This window comes from Pseudomonas sp. MYb541, from assembly GCF_037479595.1.
Classification (GTDB): Bacteria; Pseudomonadota; Gammaproteobacteria; order Pseudomonadales; family Pseudomonadaceae; genus Aquipseudomonas; species Aquipseudomonas canadensis.
Genome location: NZ_JBBGYS010000018.1, coordinates 63593 through 87497 on the forward strand (window position 1 = coordinate 63593; position 23905 = coordinate 87497).

Consider the following 23905-nt stretch of genomic DNA (forward strand, 5'->3'; position numbering starts at 1 on the left):
TTATGCGACCACGCAGTTCTCTAAATGGGTCAATACTTGCGACCTGACCTAAACAACGGGAGCTGTAGCACGCATGGAAACCTATCACTTCTGGACAGACGACGAGTCGCCGGATATCGGCATCGATCAGTTGCTTCTTGCATCACGCCAATGGTCAAGTAGGATTGAATCCTACTCTCCTTCGGCGGACTTCCACATGCGCTCAACCCAGCAAATGAGCATTACGTTGCCAATCGAAATGGCTGCCCTGGTCAAAGCCAAAGTCGCAGCCGGTGAATATGCATCCGAAAGTGAAGTGATCCGCGACGGCCTGAGGGTCTTGCTGGCCCGTGATCGCGCTATGGAAGACTGGCTGCGGGACGAGGTGATCCCAGCTGCGGCAGCCCTCAAGGCCGAGCCCGAGCGCGCGCTGTCCGTCGAACAGGTTCGAGAACACATGGCAGCCAAGCGTCAGCGACAAGGCACCGGGAAAGCGTGAGTTACACGGTAGCCTTTTCGCCTGAAGCGTTGGCGCAACTCGACGCCCTTGAAGACTACATCAGCGATGCCGGTTCCCCCGTTGTAGCTGCACGCTTTATCGACAACCTCATCCGCTACTGCGAAAACCTTTGCCTGTTTCCCTTGCGCGGAATTCGACGTGACGACCTGCTGACCCACTTACGTATCACGCACTATCGACGCACCACCGCCATTGCGTTCACGGCGGACCCCGCGACCGAAACAGTGTCGATCCTGGGAGTGTTTTACGGTGGGCAAGACTACGCGGCATTGTTGCAGGGCGATGGGGAGTCAGGAACTCGATGACGCCAAGGGCAGCATCGTGCGCATCCTCAAGGATGGAACGCGTGATGTGATGGTGAGCAAGCTCTCCAAACCCGACGGCCTGTTCGCCACACGCGGTGGTTGGGTGTTCAGCCAGGAGTTCGCTAATTTGCCCGTGAGCTTTCTCAAGGATGGCGTCGTCAGCGAACTGTTCAGAGGTGAGAACGTGCAGGGCCTGTGGGATGACGGTGACTACCTCTATGCCATCGAGGACCGCAAGCCTGTCGGGCGACTGTTGCGTTATCGCTGGAGCGACCAGACCCTGACCGTATTGCGTGACCAGATTCAGGAAGGCGAGTCCGTCGTCCGTTGCACCGACGGGCGCATGCTCTACACCGAGAAGAAAAAAGGTGTGGTACGTGAGCTAACAGAAGACGGCAGCGATCCCGACGTGCTGGCCGACCTGAACAAACCGACGTTTTTGATGTGCGATGAGCGCGGGTTATGGGTCAATGAGGACTTCACGCACCGAGCGAGGTTGTTACTGATAGACAAGCAGGGGCGCCAACAGACGATCTTGTCGTTCCTGAAGGCGCCGCAGTCGATTGTGCCAACCAGTCGAGGGACCTATCTGCTGGCCGAGGGTGGCAGGGACCGGGTGTTGGAACTGGTACCCGACACACGTAAATCCTTGCCGTAAACACCGCACCACCGCTTCATCCATACGTTGAGGCGGTGCGCAGGTTAAAACAGCTCCCAAACCTGCGGGCCATTAAAAAACGCCTGCGCATTGCTATCCAGCGTCTCCAGGTGATACCCACCCTCCTGCACGATCACACACGGCAAGCCCAATCCACGAATGCACTCACCCAACCGCGCAAACCCTTCCCGCGTAACGGCGACTTTGCTCTGCGGGTCCAACTCGTAGATATCGAAACCCAGTGACAGCACCAGCACATCTGCCGAGAAGCTCTTCACCGCCGCCAACGCCAGTTCCACCTTTTCGAAAAACACCGCCTCGCTGGCACCGTGGGGCATTGGCAGGTTGAGGTTGAAGCCTTCACCTGCTGCATTACCGCGCTCTTCGGCGAAGCCGGCAACGCCGGGGTAGAAGTTGGTGGGGTCACCGTGAATCGAGACGTAAAGCACGTCGTCGCGGTCGTAGAAAATCTCCTGGATACCTTGGCCGTGGTGCATGTCGGTGTCGAGCACGGCAACGCGCTGGAAACCTTGACGCAATGCCTGCGCCGCTACAGCAGCATTGTTGATGTAACAGAATCCTCCTGCCGCATCGTAGCGAGCATGATGGCCCGGTGGGCGACAAAGGGCGTAGGCGGCCGGAGCGCCATCAAGAATATCCTTGGCGGCCGCAACGGCGCTCTGGGCCGACCAGTAGGCCGAGCGCCAGGTCAGCTCGCCGATTGGGCAACTGCCATCCGCCAGGTAGCGCGCAGCCTGGGCAAGGATGCCGCGCAGGGCGTTGGGTTCGCGCACGAAGATGTTGGACATGACTTCGTCACCCCAGTCTTCGGGGATTTCCTTCCAGCGTTGGTGGGCCTCCTGCAGGAAAGCCAGGTAAGGCGCACCATGTACGGCCAGCAATGGATCGAGGCCGTAGTCCTGCGGCTGCTGGATGTCGAAACCCAAGGTTTGCGCGGCCAACAGCAGGTTGCGGGCACGCTCGGGAACCTCCTGCGGCGTGCGCATCTGACCACGGGAGTAGTAGCTGCGCGGATGATGCAAAAGTTGCTCGGGATGAAAAAATGTACGCATGAGATGCTCCTGGGTGAACACGGAACCTGTGGGAGCTGGCTTGCCTGCGCCCACATTTGAATCCGGTCAGGCTTGAAATATGAGTGTTCAGGTCGCTTGGCCGGCGCGCTTCAACACGGCGTTGAGCAATACGTCGGTGCCCTGGCGCACGTCCTCGGGCAACACGTCTTCGGCTTCGTTATGACTAAGGCCGCCGACGCAAGGGATGAAGATCATCGCAGTCGGGCAATAGCGCGCCAGGTGGATGGCGTCGTGACCGGCGCCGCTGACAATGCGTTGCTGGCTGTAACCCAGGGCATCCACAGCGGCTTGCACGCAGGCGACGCAGTCGGCGTCGAACGGTGTGGCCGGGCTGATCCAGTGTGGACTGACGGTCACGGACAGCCCGCGTTGCTCGGCGATGGCCTGCAGTTGTTGGCGCACTTGCTGTTCCATGGCGTGGATATCGACGTCGCGGTGATGACGCAGGTCGACGGTGAAATTCAATAGGCCAGGAATAGTGTTGCGCGACGATTTGGCGATGCTCAGTTCACCCACGGTGGTCAGGCCTTCGGGGGCAAAATCCGCCGCCAGTTTCTCCAGGGCCTGGATCATTTGCGCGGCGCCATACAAGGCGTCTTTACGCAGCAGCATCGGCGTAGTGCCGGCGTGGGCAGCCATGCCTTCGACGCGCACATCCAGCCAGCGAATCGCCTGCCCGCCGGTGACCACACCGATGCTTTTAGCGTTGTCCTCAAGAATAGGGCCCTGCTCGATATGCGCTTCGAAATACGCATCCACGGCGCCGCCCAACGGGCGTGAGCAGGCGTAGCCAGTAGCACGCAAAGCCTCGGCCACACTGATGCCATCGACATCGGCAGTGGCCAGGGCCTTATCCAGTGCCAGGGTGCCGGTGAATACCGCCGAGCCGAGCATGGCTGGCGTAAAACGGGCGCCCTCCTCATTGGTCCATACCGCAATTTCCAGCGGCTTGCGTGTCTGGATCCCGTGATCGTCAAGGCTGCGGATCACCTCCAGCCCCGCCAGTACACCGTAGACACCGTCAAAACGCCCACCTTCGGGCTGAGTGTCGAGGTGGCTGCCCATCATCACTGGCGACGCATCCTTGTCCGTACCGGCACGACGGGCAAACAGATTGCCGATGGCATCCACGCTCAGAGTCAGCCCGGCGGCCGTGCACCAGTGCTTGAACAGTTCGCGACCGGCTTGGTCTTCGGCGCTCAAAGCCAGGCGGCAACTGCCACCGCGTGCCGTGGCACCAATCTCGGCCATGGCCATCAGGCTGGCCCACAGTCGCTCGCCATTGATCTTCAACATTACAGACACTCCATCAAACACTATGGGCCATTTCACGACGGTGGGCGGTGGCATGCCGACGCGACAACGCCAGTACACACACCAGCGAGACCGCCGCGATCAAGCTGTAGAACACTGCCATCGGCCACCATTGGCCTTGGTATTCGTGGGCCAGCCAGGTGCCGATCAACGGCGTAAGACCACCCGCCAGCGCGCCGCACACCTGGTAGGCCAGGGAGATCGCGGTGTAGCGCACGCGGGTTTCAAACAGGCCACTGACGAAGCCGGCGATCACCGCATAAAACGACGCCATGCACACCACCGCCAGGGCAATACCGAGGATGATCAACGGTGCCTGGCCGCTGCTGACCAATACGAACATCGGATAAGGCGAGGCCATGGCCAGCACCGTCATTGCGCACAGGAAACGCGTGGCGCCGACCTTCTCCGCTACCCAGGCGGCTAGCGGCTGGACGCAGAACTGGATGATGGCGACAAAGAAAAGGCACTCCAGAATCAGCGACCGCGGTAGGCCCAGTTGCTGAGTGCTGTAGGCAATCATGAAGGTGTTGGTGAAATACACGCCGGCAATGCCCAGGGTGTTGGCCCCGATGCAAAGCAGCAGTGGGCGCCAGGCGGTTCGTAGCACCTCTATGACAGGCGCCTGGTCTTTCTTGATCGCTCGCGCTTTTTCCGCCAAGGCTTTGTCTTCAAGAAATTCCGGCGACTCATTCACGCCCAGGCGAATCGCCAGGCCGACCACCAACAGCAACGCACTGGCCAGGAACGGCACGCGCCAGCCCCAGTTCAATAACTCTTCTTCCGGCAGACGGGTGACCGCACTGAACGCGAGCAGCGACAGGATCAGCCCAGCCGGGCTGCCCAATTGCGCGAAGGAAGCAAAGAAGTTGCGCCGACCTTTCGGCGCATGCTCGCCCGCCATCAACACCGCACCGCCCCACTCGCCGCCAACGGCAATACCCTGCACCACGCGCAGCAGGATCAGCAGCACCGGCGCAGCGGCACCGATCTGCGCATAGGTTGGTAGCAGACCGATACACACGGTCACCACGCCCATCATCACCAGGGTGATCACCAGGGATTTCTTGCGGCCGATCCGGTCACCGATGTGCCCGAACACAATGCCGCCCAACGGCCGTGCGAAGAAACCTACGGCAAAGGTGCCGAACGCCGCCATGGTGCTGAAGAGTTTGTCTTCGGAGGGGAAAAACAGTTGGCCAAACACCAGCGCTGCGGCAGTGGCGTAGATGTAAAAGTCGTACCACTCGATCATGGTGCCGATAAAAGCGGCGGCCGCAGCACGGCGAGGCTGGGGCGAAGCGGAAGGCTTCATGGGGCTGGCTCCTTTGGTTATTTTTTTGGCAGGAGAAAGGTCGAACGCATGCGCTCTGATGGCGCTTGTTGAGGGTGATTTATCGTCGCGGGGCTATGATTAGTCAATTTTCTATTTATTATTCCAATTATAAATTCTGCTTATTATCGAGCTGCGCCATGCCCGAACCCCGCCGCGACATTCATCCCTTGCTCAACGACCGCCTGGACTGGAACCTGCTGCGCACCTTCCGTGTGATCGGCCAAGAGCTGAGCATCAGCCGCGCCGCCGCCCGCCTGCATCTGACCCAGCCAGCAATCAGCCAGGCGCTCAAGCGACTGGAAGAACAACTCGACTGCCAGCTCATCGTCCGTCGAGGTCCGCGATTTGTGTTGACGGAGGCCGGTGAGCAGATCTTCGCCATCGCCGGCGAGATGTACGGCCAGGTGTCGCAGATGAGCAATGCCCTGCAAAAACCGGGTGATGAGGTGATCGGTAAAGTGCGATTGCTGATGATCAGTCGGATCAACTCGGACACCTTCGACGAATTTCTGGCGGATTTTCATCGTGAACATCCTCGGGTCGACCTGGAAGTCGAGGTAATGCGCAGCTCGGATATCGTCGCCGCGCTCCTGGAAAAAACCGCGACCCTGGGTCTGAGCCTCAACCGTCGGCCGCAGCCACGCCTGGAACAACACCTGTTCCTGCGCCAGCGTTATGCGTTTTTTTGTGGGCGACACCATCCATTGTTCGGGCGCATCGGTTTGGCGGAGGGGGACCTGCAATCTGAGAACTTCGTCAGTTTTACCAGCGACCAGATTGGCGGGATGCTCTCGCCGTTGACGATTTTCCGGGATCAGCAAGGGTTCAGCGGTCGGATCGTGGCGTCGTCTTCAAGCCTGGAAGAAGTGCGGCGATTGGTGATTGCCGGCTTCGGCCTGGGCTGCCTGCCGATCCATGTGGTGGCGGAGGATGTGAAGAACGGGCTGCTATGGCGGCTACCGCCGGACGAGGGCATTACGGACGTGGATATCCATCTGCTGTGGAACCGGGAACAGAAGATGAGCCGGGCGGAAACGGTATTTATCGAAAGTCTTTCTGAAAAACTCGCGCGATGAGCGAACCTGGCCCCCGTGGTTGATGAGACCACGGGGGCTTTCCCTACCTAATCGAAGTGACTCCGCGTCAACGCGCTTTATTGGCCTGAGAAAGCACCGACGCCGCAAGCGCCTTCGTGTCTTCGTTGTATTTATCGCTGCCCAGCACTTTGCCAGCCGTCTCCTCCATCTCTGCGCTGGTCTGCTTGTCGGTGCTTTTCTGGGCTAGCGCTGAAGCGGCAAGACTTCTGGCAGTGGCAGATGAGGTTGGACTGTTGAGCGTATGCGCTGCCAATGTCGCGATCTTGCCCGAGGTTTTCTTGGTGTTTTTGCTCATGCTGCAACTCCTTTGCAGTGGGACGCGCCTGATCGAGTGCGCTACCACAAAGTAATCAGTTGCCGGAGCCACTGCAATGCGCTGCCTGTAGGCAACGCTGGGGAAGTCTGTATGAAACGGGTATGGCTTACGTAGTGCGTGCTAGAGCGTCGCATCGATAGCACTGATGATTACTATCGAAACGAGCGCCTGCCCGATTTTCAGCACTGATTCCTATAATCGCGTCCTAATTCCCTCCCCCTCGCCTGGCTTCAGGCGACGTTCATCCTGGAACCCAACACTATGCCAAGTGCCAGCCAGGCCCCCCGCGGCCTTCCCGAACATAATCAACAGAGCGTCAAACAGCAGTGGTTGGCGATCCTCTCGGTCGCCGTGGGCGCCTTTGCATTGGTGACCAGCGAGTTCCTTCCGGTGGGCGTACTCAACGATGTCGCTGCGGACCTGGGCATCACTGCTGGCCACGCAGGCCTGATGGTCACCCTGCCCGGCATCATGGCCGCGCTGGCGGCCCCTTTGCTGTCAGTGATCATTGGTGCTATGGATCGCCGTTACCTGCTGATCGGCCTGACGTTGATCATGATCGTGGCCAACATGGTCGTGGCCTTCGCCAGTGATTTCAGCCTGCTGCTATTCGGTCGCGTATTGCTGGGTATCAGCATCGGCGGTTTCTGGGCAACAGCCATCGCCCTCAGCGGCCGCCTGGCCCCCAGAGGCGTGGACGTCGCGAAGGCCACTTCGATCATCATGATGGGCGTGACACTGGCCACCGTACTCGGCGTGCCCGTCGGCACTTGGCTCAGCGGCCTGATGGGCTGGCGCATGACCTTCCTGGTCACCGCGCTGGTGGGCCTGCCGGTGCTGTTGGCGCAAGTTCTCCTGCTGCCAACGCTCAAACCGGAAAAAGCCATTCTCGTCAGCGACCTGCCGGCGTTGTTCATCAACCCACGGGCCCGGGTCGGCTTGATCGCGGTATTGCTGATCGGCCTGGCGCACTTTGCCGCGTACACCTACGTCGCCCCCTTCTTCAAGAACAGCTCCGGCTTCGATGGCCCGACTATTGGCTCGCTGCTGCTGATGTTTGGCATTGCAGGTGTGGCAGGTAACATCTTCGCTGGCTTCGCCGCCAACCGCAGTGTGCGTTACACCCTGCTGCTGGTCGCACTGATGATCGGCACCAGCACTGCCCTGTTCCCCTACTTCGCCACCGGCCTGACCGGCGCCGCCATGCTGATCGCACTCTGGGGGTTCGCCTTCGGCGCCTTCCCGGCTTGCGCCAGTATCTGGATGTTTGTCGTAGCGCCCAAGGATGTGGAACGTGGTATGCCGCTGTTTGTCGCGCTGTTCCAGGTGATCATTGCGCTGGGGTCGTTCTTTGGCGGGCGTATCGTCGACCAGATGGGCAGCTCGGTGCTGTTGAGCCTGGCGACGGCGTTGGTGGGCGTGGGTTTTGTGACGGTGCTGGTGTTGGGCCGTAATGTCAGCAATAGCTTGGCGGCGCAGACTGCCTGACCAAACAAGTACTTACTAAAAAGCCTGCTGAGTGTTGAGCTCAGCAGGCTTTTTTCGTTTAATTGGGATGAGTATCTGTGGTGGCACCTGACTGACTTGCGTCCTTAGTCAGGATAAATGAGCTAAACGCCAGAAAATCCCCTAGATGCTGAGTGATGATCGCAACTGTGATCGGCAATTGAAGGGTTTGATACTCATGAACGGCGATGTTGCGAAAACCGACCATGTTCTTCAGGTTGGTCAACAGGGACGGGCTCACCCACCCACCTTGGGATAGCAATTGAAACACGTCGCGTGCGCCCTGGGGGACGCCTAGCCGCTCACGACGGATCAAATGCTGCCCCATATCCAGCGCAGCTTCGCAGGCACGCTGAATGTTGAGAATCGCCGCGTCCTGTCGGGTGAAGTCAGTCGCGAAACTGGCAGGATCCTTGTCGTACTCCTCGCGAGCGCGAGCCACACAGCGCTCAATGCTCGAGGCTTTGTTGATGAGCACATCATCGACCATGCACTTTTCCTTTCTGCTGAATATCAGCCAAAAGCGCAGCTCTTGCAGTGTCCAGCGCGGTTTTTTCACTGAGGATATAGCTCTCGAAAATACCCGCCTGACTGTCCTTGTTCCAGAGCCGACGCCCAATTGTTATTACTTGATATTGCATGACCGTGGACGCCGCGCGCAGGTCCAGCAAATCGACGGGCACCGCCACAATATCAGCGAGTTCTCCCGCTATCTGCCACAGCAGTAGCGGCTCCACTGTGCCAGCAGCAAGCACTGCCAGGTCCAGATCGCTGTCGGCATTCGCCTCACCCGTCGCTTGACTGCCAAACATATAGACGGCCATCAGATCAGGGACACTCGCCAATAAATGCGCCAACACTGCTTCAATGTTCATGTTGCGACCCATGATGCCACCCGATGAATGACCGTAGCAGAATTCATCTTCAAATTTCTGCCCCAAACAAAAAACCCCCGACAACCTTTAGGTTATCGGGGGTTTTTCATTATTCAATAATGGCGGAGAGATAGGGATTCGAACCCTAGGTACCGGTGAAGGTACAACGGATTTCGAATCCGTCCCATTCGGCCACTCTGGCATCTCTCCAACGGCGCGCATCATAACAGTGTGACTCAGGAAAGCAAAGCTCGAAACGAGATTTTTTTCCGTGCTATCAGATGCTTGCGTCGATTAAAGCGGTACGCCCAGACGGTTGGCGACTTCTTCGTAGGCTTCGATGACGTCACCGAGGCCTTGGCGGAAGCGGTCTTTGTCCATCTTCTTCTTGGTGTCTTTGTCCCACAGGCGGCAGCCGTCCGGGCTGAATTCGTCGCCCAGGACGATGGAGCCGTCGTGGAACACGCCGAATTCCAGTTTGAAGTCCACCAGCAGCAGGCCTGCGTCGTCGAACAGTTTGCTCAGGACTTCGTTGACCTTGAGGGACAACTCCTTCATGCGTGCGAGCTGCTCAGCGGTGCCCCAGCCGAACGCCACGACGTGGGATTCGTTGATGAACGGGTCGCCCTTGGCGTCGTCCTTCAGGAACAGCTCGAAGGTGTAAGGGTTGAGCTTGAGCCCCTCTTCCACGCCCAGACGCTTGACCAGGCTGCCGGCGGCGTAGTTACGCACGACGCACTCAACCGGGATCATGTCGAGCTTCTTGACCAGGCACTCGTTGTCGCCCAGCAGTTTGTCGAATTGGGTCGGAATGCCGGCCTCTTCGAGTTTCTGCATGATGAAGGCGTTGAACTTGTTGTTCACCATGCCTTTGCGGTCAAGTTGTTCGATGCGCTTGCCATCGAACGCCGAGGTGTCGTTGCGAAACAGCAGGATCAGGCGGTTGGCGTCGTCGGTCTTGTACACCGACTTGGCTTTGCCGCGGTAGAGTTCTTCACGTTTTTCCATGATGGGCTCCGCTTGCTAAATGGTGGGCTAGGCGATGTGTCGCCAGTCGAGCCCTGAATCTTGATCGGCCAGTTGCAGCCAGTCCGGGTCGCACCCAAGGGTGTCGACAAAACATTGCCGGGCCAGCTGCGGCAGGTTGTTCTTGCTGCTCAGGTGGGCCAGGACCAGGTGTTGCAAGTCTTGCCAGCCCAACTCATACACCAGGTACGCCGCCTGGTGGTTGTTCAAATGTCCCAGTTCGCCGCCCACCCGCTGCTTTAGGAAGTAGGGGTAGTGACCGCGAGCCAGCAGGTCTCGGCAGTGGTTGGACTCGATCATCAAGGCATCGAGGTTCCGGTAACCGTCCAGCACCTTGGCGCAGTAGGAACCCAGGTCGGTGAGCACGCCGAAGCGCCGCTCACCATCACTGAAGACATATTGCGTCGGTTCCTGGGCGTCGTGCGCCACGGCAATCACCTCGATGCTCAAGGCCCCGATTTGCAGCTGCTCGCCACCGGCCAGGAAACCTGCGGCTTCAATAGGTTTGCGCATCCCGCGCAAGGTGCCGCGACTGAGGTACACCGGAAGATTGTAGCGCCGAGACAGCAAACCCACGCCATGCACGTGGTCGGCATGTTCGTGGGTCACCAGAATCGCGCTCAGCTGCGTGGGGTGTACCCCCAGGCGCAGCAGGCGCCGCTCGGTTTCTTTTAACGAGAAACCACAATCCACCAGCACATACGTGTCGTCATGTGCGACCAGCGTGCCGTTCCCTTGGCTACCGCTGCCGAGAACGGCAAAACGCATCGAATCAGCCCAAGTTGTCCTGAATCACGCCCAATACTTTGCGCGCTGTTTCAGCGGGCGCAACGGTATTGATGTTCTTCTCGACGGTGACTTGCACGCTTTCACCAACCTTGCTCAAACGAACCTGGTAACGCTCGGCACGGGTCTCGATTTCTTCCTTGGTCGGCTGGCTGCCAAACAGTTTGCTGAAGAAACCTGGCTCTTCATCTTTACGCTCGGCCTTTTCAGCCACGTTGATGTAGTACAGGCCCAGGCTGCGGTTGATGTCCTCTACCCGCCAAGGGCCCTGCTCCAATGCACGGCCAACACTGGCCCATGCACGGTCGAGGTCTTCACCCAGGTTCAGCACCACGTTGCCGCTGCCGTCTTCGGTGAGGCTGACGCGGCTCGGGGTGTCGTAATCACGTGCGGCGAGCAGGGAAACCGAACCGCCCTTCTCGGAGATACGGCTCATGCTGGCCAGCATCTCGTCGACCAGTGCCGAGTCGACGCCGGTATTGACCGAGCGGTTGGTGAAATCAACATTGGCCGTGCTGCCGGCCGGACGCTCGGCGCTGACCACGTAGACTTCACTGGTATTACGCTGCACGCCTGGCTCAATGCGCACACGCACGCGGGCTTCGCTGTCGGCGGCTACACCACCGGCCTGCAGGCGCTTGGCCATGGTGGCGGACAGCTCGCTGCCCTGCTGCCATGCGGTGGTGAATTCACCGGTCTGTGGGCGCTGCTCGTCGATGCGGAAACCATTGTCCTGGAAGAACTGTACGGCCACTGGCCAGACTTCGGCAGGTGGGCGCTGAGCCACGATCCAGCGGGAATCACCGCTCTTCTGCAGGCTGTAGTCGCTGGCATCCGCCACGGCCGAGATCGGCTGCGGACGCGGCACCACGTACTCACCCTTGGTGGTGTCGTCGGCAACGTTGCGCGGGATCGGCAGCAACGGGTCAAGACGCTTGGCGACGTTGACGCCTGGCGGCAATTCCATCGGTTTGGTAGGTTGGGCTTCCAGGTAATCGCTACCGCGGTCACGGAAGTAGCCTTCCGGGCCCCAGATCCAACCGCAGCCACTGGTGCTGGAGATAATCAAGGCAAGTGCGGAAAGTCCGGCCAATCGCTTCATGCGTAGTGCTTCCTCAATTAAACCAGGACGCCGGACTGGCGCAGGGCCTGTCGCAGCGGTTCGTGACAGGCTTCGCTGAGACGGGTGAGCGGCAGACGGATACCGTCCGGCATCATGCCCATTTCAGTCAGCGCCCACTTCACGGGAATAGGGTTGGATTCGATAAACAGTGTCTTGTTGAGCGGCATCAGCTTTTCGTGGATCGCGCGGGCGGTCACGGCGTCGCCTGCAATGGCGGCAGCGCACATTTCGCTCATGGCGCGCGGGGCGACGTTGGCGGTCACGGAGATGTTGCCCTTGCCGCCCAGCAGGATCAGCTCTACGGCGGTGGCATCGTCACCGGAATAAACCAGGAAATCGCTGCTCACGCCGGCCAGGATGTCCTTGGCACGTTGCAGGTCGCCGGTGGCTTCCTTGATACCGATGATGTTCGGCACGGTGGACAGGCGGATCACGGTCTCGGCCTTCATGTCGCACGCGGTGCGGCCTGGCACGTTGTAAAGGATCTGCGGGATATCGACCGCTTCGGCGATGGCGCGGAAGTGCTGGTACAGGCCTTCCTGGGTCGGCTTGTTGTAGTACGGGGTCACCAGCAGGCACGCATCGGCGCCGGCCTTCTTGGCGTTCTTGGTCAGTTCGATCGCTTCACGCGTCGAGTTGGCGCCCGTACCGGCGATCACGGCAATACGACCCGCGACGCGCTTGACCACGAATTCGATGACCTGGATGTGTTCTTCCACGTCGAGGGTGGCCGATTCACCGGTGGTGCCGACCGCCACGATGGCGTTGGTGCCTTCTTGCAGGTGGAAGTCCACCAGTTTGCCCAGGCTGTCCCAGTCGAGATGACCTTGTGCATCCATGGGTGTGACCAGTGCCACCATACTGCCCGCAATCATGCAACCGCTCCTGCCGGAAAAAGAGAGCCGTAATGGTACTGGCGCCAAGATGCTTGCACAAGCGAAGTACCGCCTGAGGATGCGTTATGGCGCAACTAAACGACGGGCAATGCCATCATTGGGCCAAAGCCTGCCCAGGAGCACGGTAAAATCAAGCCGATTACGCAATGAAAAGGCCACCTCCTATCCCTTGGCGACGGTTTTCGCTACCCTTCATCCTTTGATCGATACAGCCCGCACAGTATCGACCGCTCATCGTTTTAGGAAGGCTGCATGTCCACCCCCACAGTTCGCGAACAATTCCTTGTTATCAGTGCCCTCGGCGCCAACCCCATGGAGCTGACCAACGTCCTGTGCCGCGCCAGCCATGAAAACCGCTGCGCCGTCGTGACCTCCCGCCTGACCCGCCACGGCGAGTGCAGCGCGCTGGTCCTGCAGATCTCCGGCACCTGGGACGCCTTGGCGCGCCTGGAAACCGGCCTGCCGGGCCTGGCCAAGAAGCATGACTTCACGGTCAATGTGGTGCGCAGTGCCGCCCTGGAGAATCGTCCCCAGGCCCTGCCTTATGTGGCGTATGTCAGTTCGGCCTATCGTTCGGACATCGTCAACGAACTGTGCCAGTTCTTCATCGACCACAACGTCGAGCTGGAGAACCTGACCTGCGACACCTACCAGGCCCCACAAACTGGCGGCACTATGCTGAACGCCACGTTTACCGTGACCTTGCCGGCTGGTGTGCAGATCAGTTGGCTGCGCGACCAGTTCCTGGATTTCGCCGATGCCCTGAACCTCGACGCACTGATCGAGCCATGGCGCCCACAGAACCCAATGTAAGGAAGTTTTCATGGCGGTAGTCATCGACAAACCCGTAGCCGATTTCGAAGCACAGGCCACCAGCGGCCAGACCTTCAGCCTTGCAGCCCTCAAGGGCAAGCAAGTGGTGATCTACTTCTATCCGAAGGACAGCACCCCGGGATGCACCACTGAAGGCCAGGGTTTCCGTGACCAGTACGCGGCATTCAAAGCGGCCAACACCGAAGTGTTTGGGGTGTCGCGGGACAGCGTGAAGTCCCACGAGAACTTCAAGGGCAAGCAGGAATTCCCCTTCGAGCTGATCAGCGACAAGGATGAAGCGGTCTGCCAGCTGTTTGATGTGATCAAGTTGAAGAAGCTGTATGGCAAGGAATACCTGGGTGTGGATCGCAGCACCTTCCTGATCGATAAAGATGGTGTATTGCGTCAGGAATGGCGAGGCGTGAAGGTGCCGGGGCATGTGGATGCTGTTCTGGCGGCGGCACAGGCGTTGAACAAGGCCTGAAATGCAGTGAGCTGTGTGGTGAGCGGGCTTGCCCCGCGCTGGGTGGCGAAGCCGCCCCAAAGCTTGTCGGCGCGTTTCAACTGGAAGAATGCGGTGTCTAGATTAGGGCCGCTTCGCAGCCCAGCGCGGGGCAAGCCCGCTCACCACAGAAGGCTACACAGTTACAACAGCGGTGCGACGACAGGCTCCTGCCGTGGCCACGCATCCAGCACCGCCTTGAACAGCGTCGCCAGCGGAATTGCAAAGAACACGCCCCAGAACCCCCACAGCCCACCGAACAACAGCACCGCACAGATGATCGCGACCGGGTGCAGGTTGACGGCCTCCGAGAACAGCAGCGGCACCAGCACGTTGCCATCCAGGGTCTGGATGATTCCGTACACCGCCATCAGGTAGATGAACTGGTCGCTCCAGCCCCACTGGAACAACGCGATCAAGGCTACCGGCACCGTTACCACCACGGCGCCGACATACGGCACCACCACCGAAATACCCACCAGCAAAGCCAGCAAGGCCGCGTAGTTCAGGTCCAGGGCAATAAAGGCGATATAAGTCACGCCCCCGCAGATAATGATCTCGATGACCTTGCCGCGAATGTAGTTGGCAATCTGCCGGTTCATTTCCTCGGCCACCCTGGTAATCAACGCACGTTCGCGCGGTAGGTAGCCACGCACCCAGCGGCCGATCATGGCGCGGTCCTTGAGGAAGAAGAACACCAGGATCGGCACCAGTACCAGGTAGATCATGATGTTGACCAGCAACGGCAGGCTGGACAGGGAAAAGGTCAGTGCCCACTGCCCGAATTTTCCGATCTCGCCGCGTGCCGCTTCGATGGCCTGCAACACCTGTTCGTCCGAGACCAGATGCGGGTAGCGCTCCGGCAACAGCAGCAACAGCGACTGCCATTTGGCGAGCATGCCCGGCAGCTCGTTGAACAACGTGATCAACTGATGCCACAGCAGCGGCAGTACTACCACGATAAACAGCACCAGCAGCCCCATGAACAAGGCAAACACCAGGCCCACGGCGGCTCCGCCTGGCAAGCGCAAGCGCTCCAGTGTGGTGACCAAGCCTTGCATCAGATACGCCAACACCATCCCCGCCAATACCGGCGCCAGCATGCCGCCCAAGGTGAGCACAGCCGTAAAGGCCAGAAACAGCAGGACCGCCAGCACCACGGCCTCCTCATCGGAGAAGTAGCGCTGGATCCAGTCTCGTAACACTTTGAACATCAATCAACCTCGGCGGGTGGGGGCAAACGGTTCAGGCCTTGCGCAACCAGTAACGGTACACACCGGCGGCGTCGTCTTCATGCAACAGCGTGTGGCCGGCCAGCTTGGCAAAGGTGCGAAAATCACGCTGGGAGCCTGCGTCCGTGGCGATCACCTTAAGCACTGCGCCACTGGCCAATCGATTGAGCTCCAGCTTGGCCTTGAGCAAAGGCAACGGGCAATTGAGACCGCTGGCATCGAGTTCGGCATCAAAGGCTACAGCGTCGGTCATGATTTACTCCAGGCAAGCGTCGGGGATGCTTAGAATATCTGGTCCGAAGCTCAGTGTCCGGCTACAGTAAGCTCTTTGTCGAAAGGCTTTGTGCATGACTTTTTTGCGCCCTACCCTGCTGACGCTGGCTTGCCTGCTGGCCTCCCCAGGCTTCGCTGACGACCTGCCGTCACTCGGCGACGCCAGTTCTGCCATTGTCTCGCCACAACAGGAATACCAGTTGGGCCGCGCCTGGCTGGCTTACCTTCGGGGCCAAGTCTCGCAACTCAACGATCCGCAGCTCAAGGATTACGTCGAAACCAGCGTGTACAAATTGGTAGAGACCAGCCAGGTCAATGACCGGCGCCTGGAGTTCATCCTGATCAACAGTCCGCAATTGAACGCCTTCGCCGCGCCTGGCGGCATCGTCGGCGTCAACGGCGGCCTGTTCCTCAACGCCCAGACCGAAGGGGAATACGCCTCGGTACTGGCTCACGAATTGGCGCACTTATCCCAACGCCACTTCGCCCGTGGCGTTGAAGCGCAGCAGCGCATGCAGATCCCGATGATGGCCGCGTTGCTGGGCGGCATCATTGCCGCAGCAGCCGGCGCGGGTGACGCGGGTATTGCCGCCATTGCCGGCACCCAGGCCGCTGCTATCCAGGAACAACGCCGGTTCTCCCGTCAGAACGAACAAGAGGCCGACCGTATCGGCATCCTCAACCTGGAAAAAGCCGGTTACGACCCGCGTTCCATGCCGACCATGTTCGAACGCTTGATGCGCCAATACCGCTTCGACGCCAAGCCACCGGAATTCCTGCTCACGCACCCAGTGACCGAGTCGCGGATCGCCGACACCCGCAACCGCGCCGAGCAGGCCAAAGCCGGCGGCAAGGAAGACAGCCTGCGTTATCAACTGATTCGCGCACGGGTGCAGCTGCAATACGAAGACACCTCAGGACTCGCCGCCAAGCGCTTCCAGGCGCAGTTGGACGAAAACCCGAAAAACGATGTGGCGCGTTATGGCCTGGCTATCGCCCAGATCAAGGGTTCTCAGTTCAAGCAAGCACGGGAAAACCTGACAGCGTTACTGGCCAAGGCGCCGAACGACATCACCTACAACCTGGCGCTGATCCAACTTGAGATAGACAACAACCATCTGCCTGATGCCCAGCAACGTACTGATCGAATGCTGACTCAGTATCCGGGCAACTACCCACTGAATCAGCTACGCGTGGATCTTCTTCTCAAACAGAACCGTACCGCGGATGCGGAAAAGGCGTTGGACAGCTTGCTCAAATCTCGTCCGGATGATCCGGACGTCTGGTATCAGGTTGCAGAGACACGCGGCTTATCCGGCAATATTATCGGCCTGCACCAGGCCCGCGCCGAATACTTTGCCCTGGTGGGTGACTTCCAGCAGGCCATCCAGCAGTTGGACTTTGCCAAACGTCGCGCCGGTAACAACTTCCCACTGTCGTCGCGCATCGACGCCCGTCAACGCGAGCTGATCGAGCAGGAACGCCTGGTCAAAGGGATGATGAGCTAAACCTCTCGCCCACAAAAAAAGCCCCGCCCTCGTTTAACGAAGGCGGGGCTTTTTGTTTCTACCGACTTACTCGGCGAGTTTGAAGGTAATAAAGCTTGCACGGCCCTGACGCAGCACGCGCATCGACACCGAACGATTCTTCGGCAACGCCTTGGCGATATCGGTGAATTGCTTGGTGCTGTCGATGGCCTGGTTGTTCAGGTGGGTGATGACGTCACCTGGCTGCAGACCGATCAGGGAGGCAGGACCGTCCTGCACTTCCTTAATCACCACACCGCTCTTGAGGTCGAAGGATTTCTTCTGCTCATCGGTCAATTCGGCCACGGCAATGCCCAGGCGGTTGCTGCTGCGCTCAGCACCTGGCTTCGCGTTGCCCAGGGCATCCAGGGTTGCACCCTCTTCAGGGATGGCACCCACCGTCAGCTCAACGGTCTGACGCTTGCCTTCGCGGATCACTTCCAGCTTGGCCTTGCTGCCAGCCTTAAGTGCACCCACCAGATGCGGCAGGTCGGCCGACATGACGATCGGCTGGCCATTCATGCTCAGAATTACGTCACCCACTTGCAGGCCACCCTTGGCAGCCGGGCCGTCGTCCTGGATCTGCGCGACCAAGGCACCGGCCGGCTTGTCGAGACCGAAGGATTCAGCCAGGTCTTTGTTCACTTCCTGGATCACCACGCCCAACCAGCCACGGCTGACCTTGCCGCCGCTTTTCAACTGGTTGGAAACATCCATCGCGACGTCGATCGGGATAGCGAACGACACCCCCATGAAACCACCGGAGCGGGTGTAGATCTGCGAGTTGATGCCTACCACTTCGCCCGCCAGGTTGAACAGCGGACCACCGGAGTTGCCCGGATTGATCGGCACGTCAGTCTGGATAAACGGCACGTAGTTCTCGTTCGGCAAGCTGCGGCCGATGGCGCTGACGATACCTTGGGTCACGGTGTGGTCAAAACCAAACGGCGAACCGATGGCGACGACCCACTGCCCAGCCTTCAGGTCCTGGGATTTACCCAGTTTCAGCACCGGCAGGTCCTTGCCTTCGATCTTCAACAGGGCCACATCGGAACGTGGATCGGTGCCCACCAGTTTGGCTTTCAGTTCACTGCGATCCGCCAGGCGCACGAGAATCTCGTCGGCATCGGCAATCACGTGGTTGTTGGTGAGAATGTAGCCATCAGGCGAGATAATGAAGCCCGAACCCAGGGACTGAGCCTCACGCTGGCCACCACCGCCACCACGGGGCGCGCGCGGTTGCGGCATGCCACGCTCGAAAAACTCGCGCAACATTGGCGGCAGGCCTTCCAGGTCCGGCATCTGCTGGTTGGAGACTTTGCGATCCGGCAGTTTTTGCGTGGTACTGATGTTCACCACGGCCGGCGAGGCCTGCTCAACCAATTGGGTGAAGTCAGGCAGCTCGGCCGCTTGCGCGGACACGGCCTGACCCAGCACCAATACCGTGGCGACTATGGATAGGTAAGACTTCAAACGTGGTATCGACATACAGCTCCCGTTACGACGAGCAGGGTTGAGCGACAGGGTTCAAGAAACGCCGGAAACTGCGACCGACGTCTTTGTTCCGCGAACAAAACAAGGCCAGAGCCGACAAGCCCTGACCTATAAAAAACATAAGAGATTTTTGCAAGTGAAAATGCTGATCCAGACATTTCATGCTCTCGACAGCCAACCTGGCATGCAAATACATTGAAACGTCAGGATGAACATAGGATTAACGGCTCACGGCTGGGCGACTGGCTTTTTTTCACCGCGTACCGACAACGCGATACGCTCTGCGGTGCCGATGGGGATTTCGCCTACCACCGTTACCATCATTTCGCCATCTACCGTATTGAGGCGACGGGACACAGCCACCGTTGGGCCGAGTTGAGTGCGGGTTTCCGTGATACTCGCATCACTGATCGGCTCCAGGAACACGGAGAAACGCGCCAGCCCGTCCTCATACATCAGGCTGTCGACTGTTGCCTTGGTCTGGGTATCTTTGCGGGCGCTGGTATTGGTCAACTGAAAGCCCGGCGGTAGCCACTCCAAATGCCACGTCTGAGTAGACGGCACCTCGGGTGCTTTTTCATTGGCGACGGATATGGGTGTGCATTCGTTGCTGGGCTGCAATTCGCGGTCGTCCGGCAATGCCGACGTGTTCAGTCGCGTGAACTGGAAGCGCTCCAGCAACTGCCCTTGATCATTTAGCAAGAGGGACTTGAGCGGCAGCGCAGTCTCACGATCCAGATGCAGTTCAAAACCGTAGCGGTACTGATCACGCGGCGTGATCGACACGATCACCGCATTACGACCGGCCACGCGGGATTTTCCGATGACGGCCAGTTCGTAGAATTGATTGAGTTTTTGCGGATCCAGCGCACGGGATGGTGCATCACGCGAGTTGCCGAGGCCTGCGACAAGGGTGCCGCTGACACATTGGGTGCGGCCATCCAGCCGCACGACTTCCTGAGCAGAACCATCAAGCTGCAAAAGCCGCTCACGGACCTGACCATTCTGGACACGATGCCAGATGTCATGAGTGGAAAAACTACCGTTGCGCTCGTAGACGAACGTACCTTGAAAGCTTTGCTGCTGCTCTGCACGCCCAAGTCGAGTCAGCCAGTCTTGGGCTTCATCGGCGTGGGCGGGGAGTGCAAACCAACCACTGAGCAAAAGCGTAAGGAGCGGTATGGCTCGCATAGAGCTCCTTACGGATTAGCGGTTTTCCAGGCTTGCTGCGCGAGCATATGGCAGAGCGCTTTCAGTGCCCTTCAGAGCCGATTCCTGTGCGTGCTGGCGCAGGTAGCCTGGAAGACGCTGGTCTTGCCAGCCGGATTGCCCTTGCAGTACACCGTTAGCCATCGGGCCGGTGGTGTCTGAGCTTTCCTTGTAGCCGGCCAGTACCGCTGGGCCTTTGACTTGAGGTCCAGCCATCACTGGTTGCTGAGTCTGCTGGGCCAGTTCGGCACCGGCGATTTCGTCCTGATTGTACAGGCGAACACCGGCCAATACGGCAACAGTCACCGAGGCAGCTACTGCCAGGCGACCCAGGCTACGCCATGGACCACGAGCAGCTTTTGCCGGAACGGCTTCATCAGCCAGCGCGGCAGAAACGGCCGCAGCAATATCCAGACGAGGGATTAGAAGATCCTTGTGCATCACCGCCCGAGCGACTTGGTAACGAGACCAGGTATCACGGGTTTCGGCATCATCAAATGCGTTGAGCACTCGACGAAGTTCCAGTTCATCCGCTTCGTTATCCATCACTGCGGACAGCGATTCCTGCAGGGCATCACGACTCATGGCGGTTCCTCTCTTGGCTGTCGCCGCTGTCTTTAGTTCTCTTGCAACAACGGTTGCAAGGCTTTATCGATGGCTTCCCGGGCCCGGAAAATCCGTGACCTTACAGTCCCCACCGGACACTGCATGACGCTCGCAATGTCTTCGTAACTCAGACCATCGAATTCACGTAAAGTTAACGCCGTACGCAAATCTTCTGGCAGTTGCTGAATAGTGCGATGAACGGTGCCTTCGATCTCGTCGCGCAGCAATGCACGCTCCGGCGACTCGAGATCCTTGAGGCCGTGATCACCATCGTAAAATTCCGCATCTTCTGAACTTACATCGCTATCCGGTGGCCGGCGTCCGCGAGACACCAGATAGTTTTTCGCCGTGTTGATGGCGATTCGATATAGCCACGTGTAAAACGCACTATCACCGCGAAAGTTACCAAGTGCACGGTAAGCCTTGATAAAAGCTTCCTGTGCAACGTCCTGCGCTTCATGGGTGTCGTGCACAAACCGCACGATCAACCCGAGAATTTTGTGCTGGTATTTCAGCACTAGCAGATCAAAAGCTCGCTTGTCGCCGCGTTGAACGCGCTCGACCAGCTGCTGATCCTCTTCCTGGGTTAGCATGAACACTCCTCGTTGTACTTGAAGGAGGCTTGCATAACTAAACGATCAGGCTTGCAAACATAGACTCGGTCTTTTCGCAAAAGTTCTCCCCCTTCAAGCAAGTTTCCGGCACGCACTGATTTGGCACACACGAAAAACGCAGTACGGACATGGCCGACTGCGCGAATAATCTTGTCGCCGGTTTTCTGACGCGTCCAATGCTCCCGACGGGCCAATAAACTCAACGTTTTCCCAGCTTTCGGGCAACCTGCTATTGAGTCGGGGCTTATGCAAAAAGTTCCCACCTCAATAACCTGGCGATTTTACCCTAGCCGTGCACCGTAATCTCACATTGCCACGAATGCCCGGCTATTGTGCCGCTCCACCCCTCTATATACTAGTAGCCCGTGTGACCCTTTGATTCGCCGATCCAGGCGTCCTGTTTGCGCCACCTCTTCGGATCGCTTTTTGCGGAATCCTTCCAATGAGCCAACAGTTTCAACACGATGTCCTGGTGATCGGCAGCGGCGCGGCCGGTTTGAGCCTTGCGCTGACCCTCCCCAGCCACCTGCGCATTGCGGTACTGAGCAAAGGCGACCTGGCCAACGGCTCGACATTCTGGGCCCAGGGGGGTGTCGCCGCGGTGCTGGATGACACCGACACGGTGCAATCCCACGTCGAAGACACCCTCAACGCCGGCGGTGGCCTGTGCAATGAGCAAGCAGTGCGCTTCACCGTCGAGCACAGCCGTGAAGCCATTCAATGGCTGATCGATCAAGGCGTCCCCTTTACCCGCGACGAACACGCGGGCAGCGACGACGGCGGTTTTGAGTTCCACCTGACCCGAGAAGGCGGCCACAGCCACCGCCGCATCATTCATGCGGCAGACGCCACTGGCGCCGCTATTTTCAAGACACTGCTCGACCAGGCTCGCCAGCGCCCCAATATAGAATTGCTGGAACAACGCGTCGCGGTCGACCTGATCACCGAAAAACGCCTGGGCCTGGACGGCGAACGCTGCCTCGGCGCCTACGTACTCAACCGCGCCAGCGGCGAAGTCGACACGTACGGTGCGCGCTTCACCATTCTTGCCTCCGGCGGCGCGGCCAAGGTCTACCTCTATACCAGCAACCCCGACGGTGCCTGTGGCGACGGGATTGCCATGGCCTGGCGCTCGGGCTGCCGGGTGGCCAATCTGGAATTCAACCAGTTCCACCCCACTTGCCTGTATCACCCGCAAGCCAAGAGCTTCCTGATTACCGAAGCCCTGCGTGGCGAAGGCGCCCACCTGAAACTGCCCAACGGCGAACGTTTCATGCAGCGCTTCGACCCACGCGCCGAATTGGCCCCGCGCGATATCGTCGCCCGCGCCATCGACCATGAAATGAAACGCCTGGGCATCGACTGCGTCTACCTGGACATCAGCCACAAGCCCGAAGCCTTCATCAAGACCCACTTCCCCACCGTCTATGAGCGTTGCCTGGCGTTCAACATCGACATCACCCAAGGCCCGATCCCCGTAGTTCCGGCCGCGCACTACACCTGCGGTGGCGTGATGGTCGACCAGCACGGCCGCACCGACGTCCCAGGCCTGTATGCAATTGGCGAAACCAGCTTCACCGGCCTGCACGGCGCCAACCGCATGGCCAGCAACTCGCTGCTCGAATGTTTCGTCTATGCGCGCTCGGCGGCGGCGGACATCCTTGAACAACTGCCGCGCATTCCGGTGCCGGCCGCCCTGCCCCGCTGGGACGCCAGCCAGGTCACCGACTCGGACGAAGATGTGATCATCGCCCACAACTGGGACGAGCTGCGCCGTTTCATGTGGGACTACGTGGGGATCGTGCGCACCAACAAGCGCCTGCAACGCGCGCAGCATCGCGTGCGCTTGCTGCTGGATGAAATCGACGAGTTCTATAGCAACTACAAGGTCAGCCGCGACCTTATCGAACTGCGCAACCTGGCCCAGGTGGCCGAACTGATGATCCGCTCGGCGATGGAACGCAAGGAAAGCCGCGGCCTGCATTACACCCTCGACTACCCACAGATGCTGCCCGAAGCCCGCGACACTATCCTGGTGCCAGCCACCTACGGCGGCTGAACTTCAGACGAACCCGCAGGCGCCGATGCACATCGGCGACCTGCGAATCCCTGGGCACACACACAGAACGTATCCGCCATTCGCCTGGCACCCGGTAACGCAAAACGACGATCAATGGCAAAGCGAGGCTGTCGGGACGTAATTGCACGCTGTGCCAGCCCTGCTCCGCATTGAGCAACTGCCAGCAGTCGGCGTCGCGACGCAGGCCACGAATCGACGAACGGTGAGTCAGCAGGACAGAGCGCGGCAAAACCCAGGCCGCGTGCACCAGACACACCAGCAGGCCAAGGCTTGAATAGGACAGATCAAGAAACAACAACGTACCCAGTGCAAACAGCTGGGCAAGGAGATACGCCGCCAGCAACAGCCGTGAGGCCTGCCAGCGGCATTCAAAGCAATTACTTGGGCTGGACACGGTCCAGGATCATCCGAACCATGCGCTGCAGCTCCGGATCTTCAGACTCGGCACGCTCCATGAACCAGCCGAACATGTCCTGGTCTTCACAAGTCAGCAGCCTGACGTAGAGGTCGCGATCCACCTGGTTGAGCGTTGCGTACACTTCTTTAGTGAAAGGCACCAACAACACATCCAACTCCAGCATGCCACGACGGCTGTGCCAGTAGAGGCGATTGATTTCTACTTCTTCGACCATGGAGCGCTCCTCAAATAGGCGGCAAGTATACAGGCCAGACGGCACCGGAACAGTCGGCTTTGGTCGCCCCATACGGAAACTATCCATTTGCCG

General features: G+C 59.2%; 27 protein-coding genes and 1 tRNA gene. 9 read left to right on the forward strand and 19 right to left on the reverse strand.

All coding sequences use genetic code 11. The features are described from left to right. Positions 1-73: 73 nt before the first annotated feature. The 3 genes from WH299_RS13220 to WH299_RS13230 are packed head-to-tail and all read left to right on the forward strand — an operon-like array spanning position 74 to position 1462. Positions 74-478, forward strand: a complete 405-nt coding sequence (locus WH299_RS13220; protein WP_122724901.1) for a ribbon-helix-helix domain-containing protein — start codon at positions 74-76, stop codon at positions 476-478. After that, complete coding sequence (locus WH299_RS13225) at positions 475-804, forward strand: type II toxin-antitoxin system RelE/ParE family toxin (protein ID WP_122724899.1); 330 nt, start codon at positions 475-477, stop codon at positions 802-804. Before WH299_RS13220 ends, WH299_RS13225 begins: the two co-directional genes overlap by 4 nt. Further along, the gene (locus tag WH299_RS13230) at positions 782-1462 is read left to right on the forward strand and encodes a hypothetical protein (protein ID WP_339550465.1); all 681 of its coding nucleotides are present in this window, start codon (positions 782-784) and stop codon (positions 1460-1462) included. The genes WH299_RS13225 and WH299_RS13230 overlap by 23 nt, the downstream gene beginning before the upstream one ends. A gap of 44 nt (positions 1463-1506) precedes the next feature. On the opposite strand, the gene WH299_RS13235 is transcribed toward WH299_RS13230, so the two are convergent. From WH299_RS13235 to WH299_RS13245, 3 genes are all read right to left on the reverse strand, one after another. Then, entirely contained in the window at positions 1507-2535 is a 1029-nt protein-coding gene (locus WH299_RS13235) for a histone deacetylase family protein (protein WP_339550466.1), read from the reverse strand. A gap of 87 nt (positions 2536-2622) precedes the next feature. Then, positions 2623-3852 (reverse strand): Zn-dependent hydrolase, encoded by a 1230-nt coding sequence (locus WH299_RS13240; protein WP_339550467.1) that lies wholly within the window; start codon positions 3850-3852, stop codon positions 2623-2625. 13 nt (positions 3853-3865) lie between these two features. Continuing rightward, entirely contained in the window at positions 3866-5185 is a 1320-nt protein-coding gene (locus WH299_RS13245) for an MFS transporter (protein WP_323623939.1), read from the reverse strand. Positions 5186-5343: 158 nt separating this feature from the next. Here WH299_RS13245 and WH299_RS13250 point away from each other — a divergent pair, with 158 nt between their 5' ends. Then, positions 5344-6282, forward strand: coding sequence for a LysR family transcriptional regulator (locus WH299_RS13250; protein WP_122724891.1), 939 nt, complete (start codon positions 5344-5346; stop codon positions 6280-6282). A gap of 67 nt (positions 6283-6349) precedes the next feature. Here the strand turns inward: WH299_RS13250 and WH299_RS13255 are convergent, their stop codons facing one another. Beyond that, positions 6350-6598, reverse strand: a complete 249-nt coding sequence (locus WH299_RS13255; protein WP_123476383.1) for a hypothetical protein — start codon at positions 6596-6598, stop codon at positions 6350-6352. A gap of 282 nt (positions 6599-6880) precedes the next feature. On the opposite strand from WH299_RS13255, the gene WH299_RS13260 reads away from it, so the two are divergent. Then, complete coding sequence (locus tag WH299_RS13260) at positions 6881-8107, forward strand: MFS transporter (RefSeq protein WP_123476385.1); 1227 nt, start codon at positions 6881-6883, stop codon at positions 8105-8107. Between the two features lie 58 nt (positions 8108-8165). On the opposite strand, the gene hepT is transcribed toward WH299_RS13260, so the two are convergent. The 7 genes from hepT to dapA all read right to left on the reverse strand — a co-directional run bounded on the left by hepT (position 8166) and on the right by dapA (position 12810). Further along, positions 8166-8615, reverse strand: a complete 450-nt coding sequence (gene hepT, locus WH299_RS13265; RefSeq protein ID WP_122724885.1) for a type VII toxin-antitoxin system HepT family RNase toxin — start codon at positions 8613-8615, stop codon at positions 8166-8168. Then, a complete protein-coding gene (mntA, locus tag WH299_RS13270; RefSeq protein WP_123476578.1) occupies positions 8605-9000 on the reverse strand; it encodes a type VII toxin-antitoxin system MntA family adenylyltransferase antitoxin in 396 nt (131 codons plus the stop codon). The genes hepT and mntA overlap by 11 nt, the downstream gene beginning before the upstream one ends. A 120-nt stretch (positions 9001-9120) precedes the next feature. Continuing rightward, positions 9121-9210: transfer RNA gene (locus WH299_RS13275), tRNA-Ser, on the reverse strand. An 84-nt stretch (positions 9211-9294) separates the two neighbouring features. Then, positions 9295-10008: a phosphoribosylaminoimidazolesuccinocarboxamide synthase gene (gene purC, locus WH299_RS13280; RefSeq protein WP_028619348.1), complete on the reverse strand. Its 714-nt coding sequence runs from the start codon at positions 10006-10008 to the stop codon at positions 9295-9297. Between the two features lie 27 nt (positions 10009-10035). Further along, the gene (locus WH299_RS13285) at positions 10036-10794 is read right to left on the reverse strand and encodes an MBL fold metallo-hydrolase (RefSeq protein WP_123476389.1); all 759 of its coding nucleotides are present in this window, start codon (positions 10792-10794) and stop codon (positions 10036-10038) included. Between the two features lie 4 nt (positions 10795-10798). After that, positions 10799-11914 (reverse strand): outer membrane protein assembly factor BamC, encoded by a 1116-nt coding sequence (gene bamC / locus WH299_RS13290; protein WP_028619346.1) that lies wholly within the window; start codon positions 11912-11914, stop codon positions 10799-10801. A gap of 17 nt (positions 11915-11931) precedes the next feature. After that, entirely contained in the window at positions 11932-12810 is an 879-nt protein-coding gene (dapA, locus tag WH299_RS13295; protein ID WP_016975174.1) for a 4-hydroxy-tetrahydrodipicolinate synthase, read from the reverse strand. 273 nt (positions 12811-13083) lie between these two features. On the opposite strand from dapA, the gene WH299_RS13300 reads away from it, so the two are divergent. Together WH299_RS13300 and WH299_RS13305 are read left to right on the forward strand one after the other, a co-directional pair. Further along, entirely contained in the window at positions 13084-13644 is a 561-nt protein-coding gene (locus WH299_RS13300) for a glycine cleavage system protein R (protein WP_003172487.1), read from the forward strand. 10 nt (positions 13645-13654) lie between these two features. Continuing rightward, positions 13655-14128: a peroxiredoxin gene (locus WH299_RS13305; RefSeq protein ID WP_065928211.1), complete on the forward strand. Its 474-nt coding sequence runs from the start codon at positions 13655-13657 to the stop codon at positions 14126-14128. A gap of 161 nt (positions 14129-14289) precedes the next feature. Here the strand turns inward: WH299_RS13305 and WH299_RS13310 are convergent, their stop codons facing one another. Together WH299_RS13310 and WH299_RS13315 are read right to left on the reverse strand one after the other, a co-directional pair. Beyond that, on the reverse strand, positions 14290-15360 hold the full coding sequence (locus WH299_RS13310) for an AI-2E family transporter (protein WP_033902651.1): 1071 nt from the start codon (positions 15358-15360) through the stop codon (positions 14290-14292). Between the two features lie 31 nt (positions 15361-15391). Beyond that, a complete protein-coding gene (locus tag WH299_RS13315; RefSeq protein ID WP_028619344.1) occupies positions 15392-15631 on the reverse strand; it encodes a sulfurtransferase TusA family protein in 240 nt (79 codons plus the stop codon). A 94-nt stretch (positions 15632-15725) separates the two neighbouring features. Here WH299_RS13315 and WH299_RS13320 point away from each other — a divergent pair, with 94 nt between their 5' ends. Further along, complete coding sequence (locus tag WH299_RS13320; protein ID WP_016975171.1) at positions 15726-17159, forward strand: M48 family metalloprotease; 1434 nt, start codon at positions 15726-15728, stop codon at positions 17157-17159. A 66-nt stretch (positions 17160-17225) separates the two neighbouring features. Here the strand turns inward: WH299_RS13320 and WH299_RS13325 are convergent, their stop codons facing one another. The 4 genes from WH299_RS13325 to rpoE all read right to left on the reverse strand — a co-directional run bounded on the left by WH299_RS13325 (position 17226) and on the right by rpoE (position 21079). Next, on the reverse strand, positions 17226-18665 hold the full coding sequence (locus tag WH299_RS13325) for a DegQ family serine endoprotease (protein WP_028619342.1): 1440 nt from the start codon (positions 18663-18665) through the stop codon (positions 17226-17228). A gap of 234 nt (positions 18666-18899) precedes the next feature. Further along, on the reverse strand, positions 18900-19862 hold the full coding sequence (locus tag WH299_RS13330) for a MucB/RseB C-terminal domain-containing protein (RefSeq protein WP_339550468.1): 963 nt from the start codon (positions 19860-19862) through the stop codon (positions 18900-18902). A gap of 15 nt (positions 19863-19877) precedes the next feature. After that, positions 19878-20465, reverse strand: coding sequence for a sigma-E factor negative regulatory protein (locus WH299_RS13335; protein WP_003172479.1), 588 nt, complete (start codon positions 20463-20465; stop codon positions 19878-19880). Positions 20466-20497: 32 nt separating this feature from the next. Continuing rightward, positions 20498-21079 carry an RNA polymerase sigma factor RpoE gene (gene rpoE / locus WH299_RS13340; protein ID WP_003172477.1) on the reverse strand — a complete coding sequence of 194 codons (582 nt, stop codon included), beginning with the start codon at positions 21077-21079 and terminating at the stop codon, positions 20498-20500. A 463-nt stretch (positions 21080-21542) separates the two neighbouring features. Between rpoE and nadB the strand changes: the two genes are divergently transcribed. Next, on the forward strand, positions 21543-23159 hold the full coding sequence (gene nadB / locus WH299_RS13345; RefSeq protein WP_122724875.1) for an L-aspartate oxidase: 1617 nt from the start codon (positions 21543-21545) through the stop codon (positions 23157-23159). On the opposite strand, the gene WH299_RS13350 is transcribed toward nadB, so the two are convergent. Together WH299_RS13350 and WH299_RS13355 are read right to left on the reverse strand one after the other, a co-directional pair. Further along, positions 23128-23574, reverse strand: coding sequence for a protein YgfX (locus WH299_RS13350; protein ID WP_339550469.1), 447 nt, complete (start codon positions 23572-23574; stop codon positions 23128-23130). The genes nadB and WH299_RS13350 overlap by 32 nt on opposite strands. Continuing rightward, positions 23558-23812, reverse strand: a complete 255-nt coding sequence (locus tag WH299_RS13355) for an FAD assembly factor SdhE (RefSeq protein WP_012722757.1) — start codon at positions 23810-23812, stop codon at positions 23558-23560. Before WH299_RS13355 ends, WH299_RS13350 begins: the two co-directional genes overlap by 17 nt. Between the last annotated feature and the right edge of the window lie 93 nt (positions 23813-23905).

Bases quoted from the DNA above. Each gene is read 5' to 3' on its own strand.
- WH299_RS13320 (WP_016975171.1), top strand. From the start codon at position 15,726: ATGACTTTTTTGCGCCCTACCCTGCTGACGCTGGCTTGCCTGCTGGCC.
- WH299_RS13315 (WP_028619344.1), bottom strand. From the start codon at position 15,631: ATGACCGACGCTGTAGCCTTTGATGCCGAACTCGATGCCAGCGGTCTC.
- rpoE (WP_003172477.1), bottom strand. From the start codon at position 21,079: ATGCTAACCCAGGAAGAGGATCAGCAGCTGGTCGAGCGCGTTCAACGC.
- WH299_RS13220 (WP_122724901.1), top strand. From the start codon at position 74: ATGGAAACCTATCACTTCTGGACAGACGACGAGTCGCCGGATATCGGC.
- WH299_RS13335 (WP_003172479.1), bottom strand. From the start codon at position 20,465: ATGAGTCGTGATGCCCTGCAGGAATCGCTGTCCGCAGTGATGGATAAC.
- WH299_RS13305 (WP_065928211.1), top strand. From the start codon at position 13,655: ATGGCGGTAGTCATCGACAAACCCGTAGCCGATTTCGAAGCACAGGCC.
- WH299_RS13240 (WP_339550467.1), bottom strand. From the start codon at position 3,852: ATGTTGAAGATCAATGGCGAGCGACTGTGGGCCAGCCTGATGGCCATG.
- WH299_RS13310 (WP_033902651.1), bottom strand. From the start codon at position 15,360: ATGTTCAAAGTGTTACGAGACTGGATCCAGCGCTACTTCTCCGATGAG.
- nadB (WP_122724875.1), top strand. From the start codon at position 21,543: ATGAGCCAACAGTTTCAACACGATGTCCTGGTGATCGGCAGCGGCGCG.
- mntA (WP_123476578.1), bottom strand. From the start codon at position 9,000: ATGAACATTGAAGCAGTGTTGGCGCATTTATTGGCGAGTGTCCCTGAT.
- WH299_RS13260 (WP_123476385.1), top strand. From the start codon at position 6,881: ATGCCAAGTGCCAGCCAGGCCCCCCGCGGCCTTCCCGAACATAATCAA.
- WH299_RS13250 (WP_122724891.1), top strand. From the start codon at position 5,344: ATGCCCGAACCCCGCCGCGACATTCATCCCTTGCTCAACGACCGCCTG.
- WH299_RS13325 (WP_028619342.1), bottom strand. From the start codon at position 18,665: ATGTCGATACCACGTTTGAAGTCTTACCTATCCATAGTCGCCACGGTA.
- WH299_RS13355 (WP_012722757.1), bottom strand. From the start codon at position 23,812: ATGGTCGAAGAAGTAGAAATCAATCGCCTCTACTGGCACAGCCGTCGT.
- WH299_RS13330 (WP_339550468.1), bottom strand. From the start codon at position 19,862: ATGCGAGCCATACCGCTCCTTACGCTTTTGCTCAGTGGTTGGTTTGCA.
- WH299_RS13300 (WP_003172487.1), top strand. From the start codon at position 13,084: ATGTCCACCCCCACAGTTCGCGAACAATTCCTTGTTATCAGTGCCCTC.
- dapA (WP_016975174.1), bottom strand. From the start codon at position 12,810: ATGATTGCGGGCAGTATGGTGGCACTGGTCACACCCATGGATGCACAA.
- WH299_RS13245 (WP_323623939.1), bottom strand. From the start codon at position 5,185: ATGAAGCCTTCCGCTTCGCCCCAGCCTCGCCGTGCTGCGGCCGCCGCT.
- WH299_RS13235 (WP_339550466.1), bottom strand. From the start codon at position 2,535: ATGCGTACATTTTTTCATCCCGAGCAACTTTTGCATCATCCGCGCAGC.
- WH299_RS13230 (WP_339550465.1), top strand. From the start codon at position 782: ATGGGGAGTCAGGAACTCGATGACGCCAAGGGCAGCATCGTGCGCATC.
- hepT (WP_122724885.1), bottom strand. From the start codon at position 8,615: ATGGTCGATGATGTGCTCATCAACAAAGCCTCGAGCATTGAGCGCTGT.
- WH299_RS13285 (WP_123476389.1), bottom strand. From the start codon at position 10,794: ATGCGTTTTGCCGTTCTCGGCAGCGGTAGCCAAGGGAACGGCACGCTG.
- WH299_RS13255 (WP_123476383.1), bottom strand. From the start codon at position 6,598: ATGAGCAAAAACACCAAGAAAACCTCGGGCAAGATCGCGACATTGGCA.
- purC (WP_028619348.1), bottom strand. From the start codon at position 10,008: ATGGAAAAACGTGAAGAACTCTACCGCGGCAAAGCCAAGTCGGTGTAC.
- bamC (WP_028619346.1), bottom strand. From the start codon at position 11,914: ATGAAGCGATTGGCCGGACTTTCCGCACTTGCCTTGATTATCTCCAGC.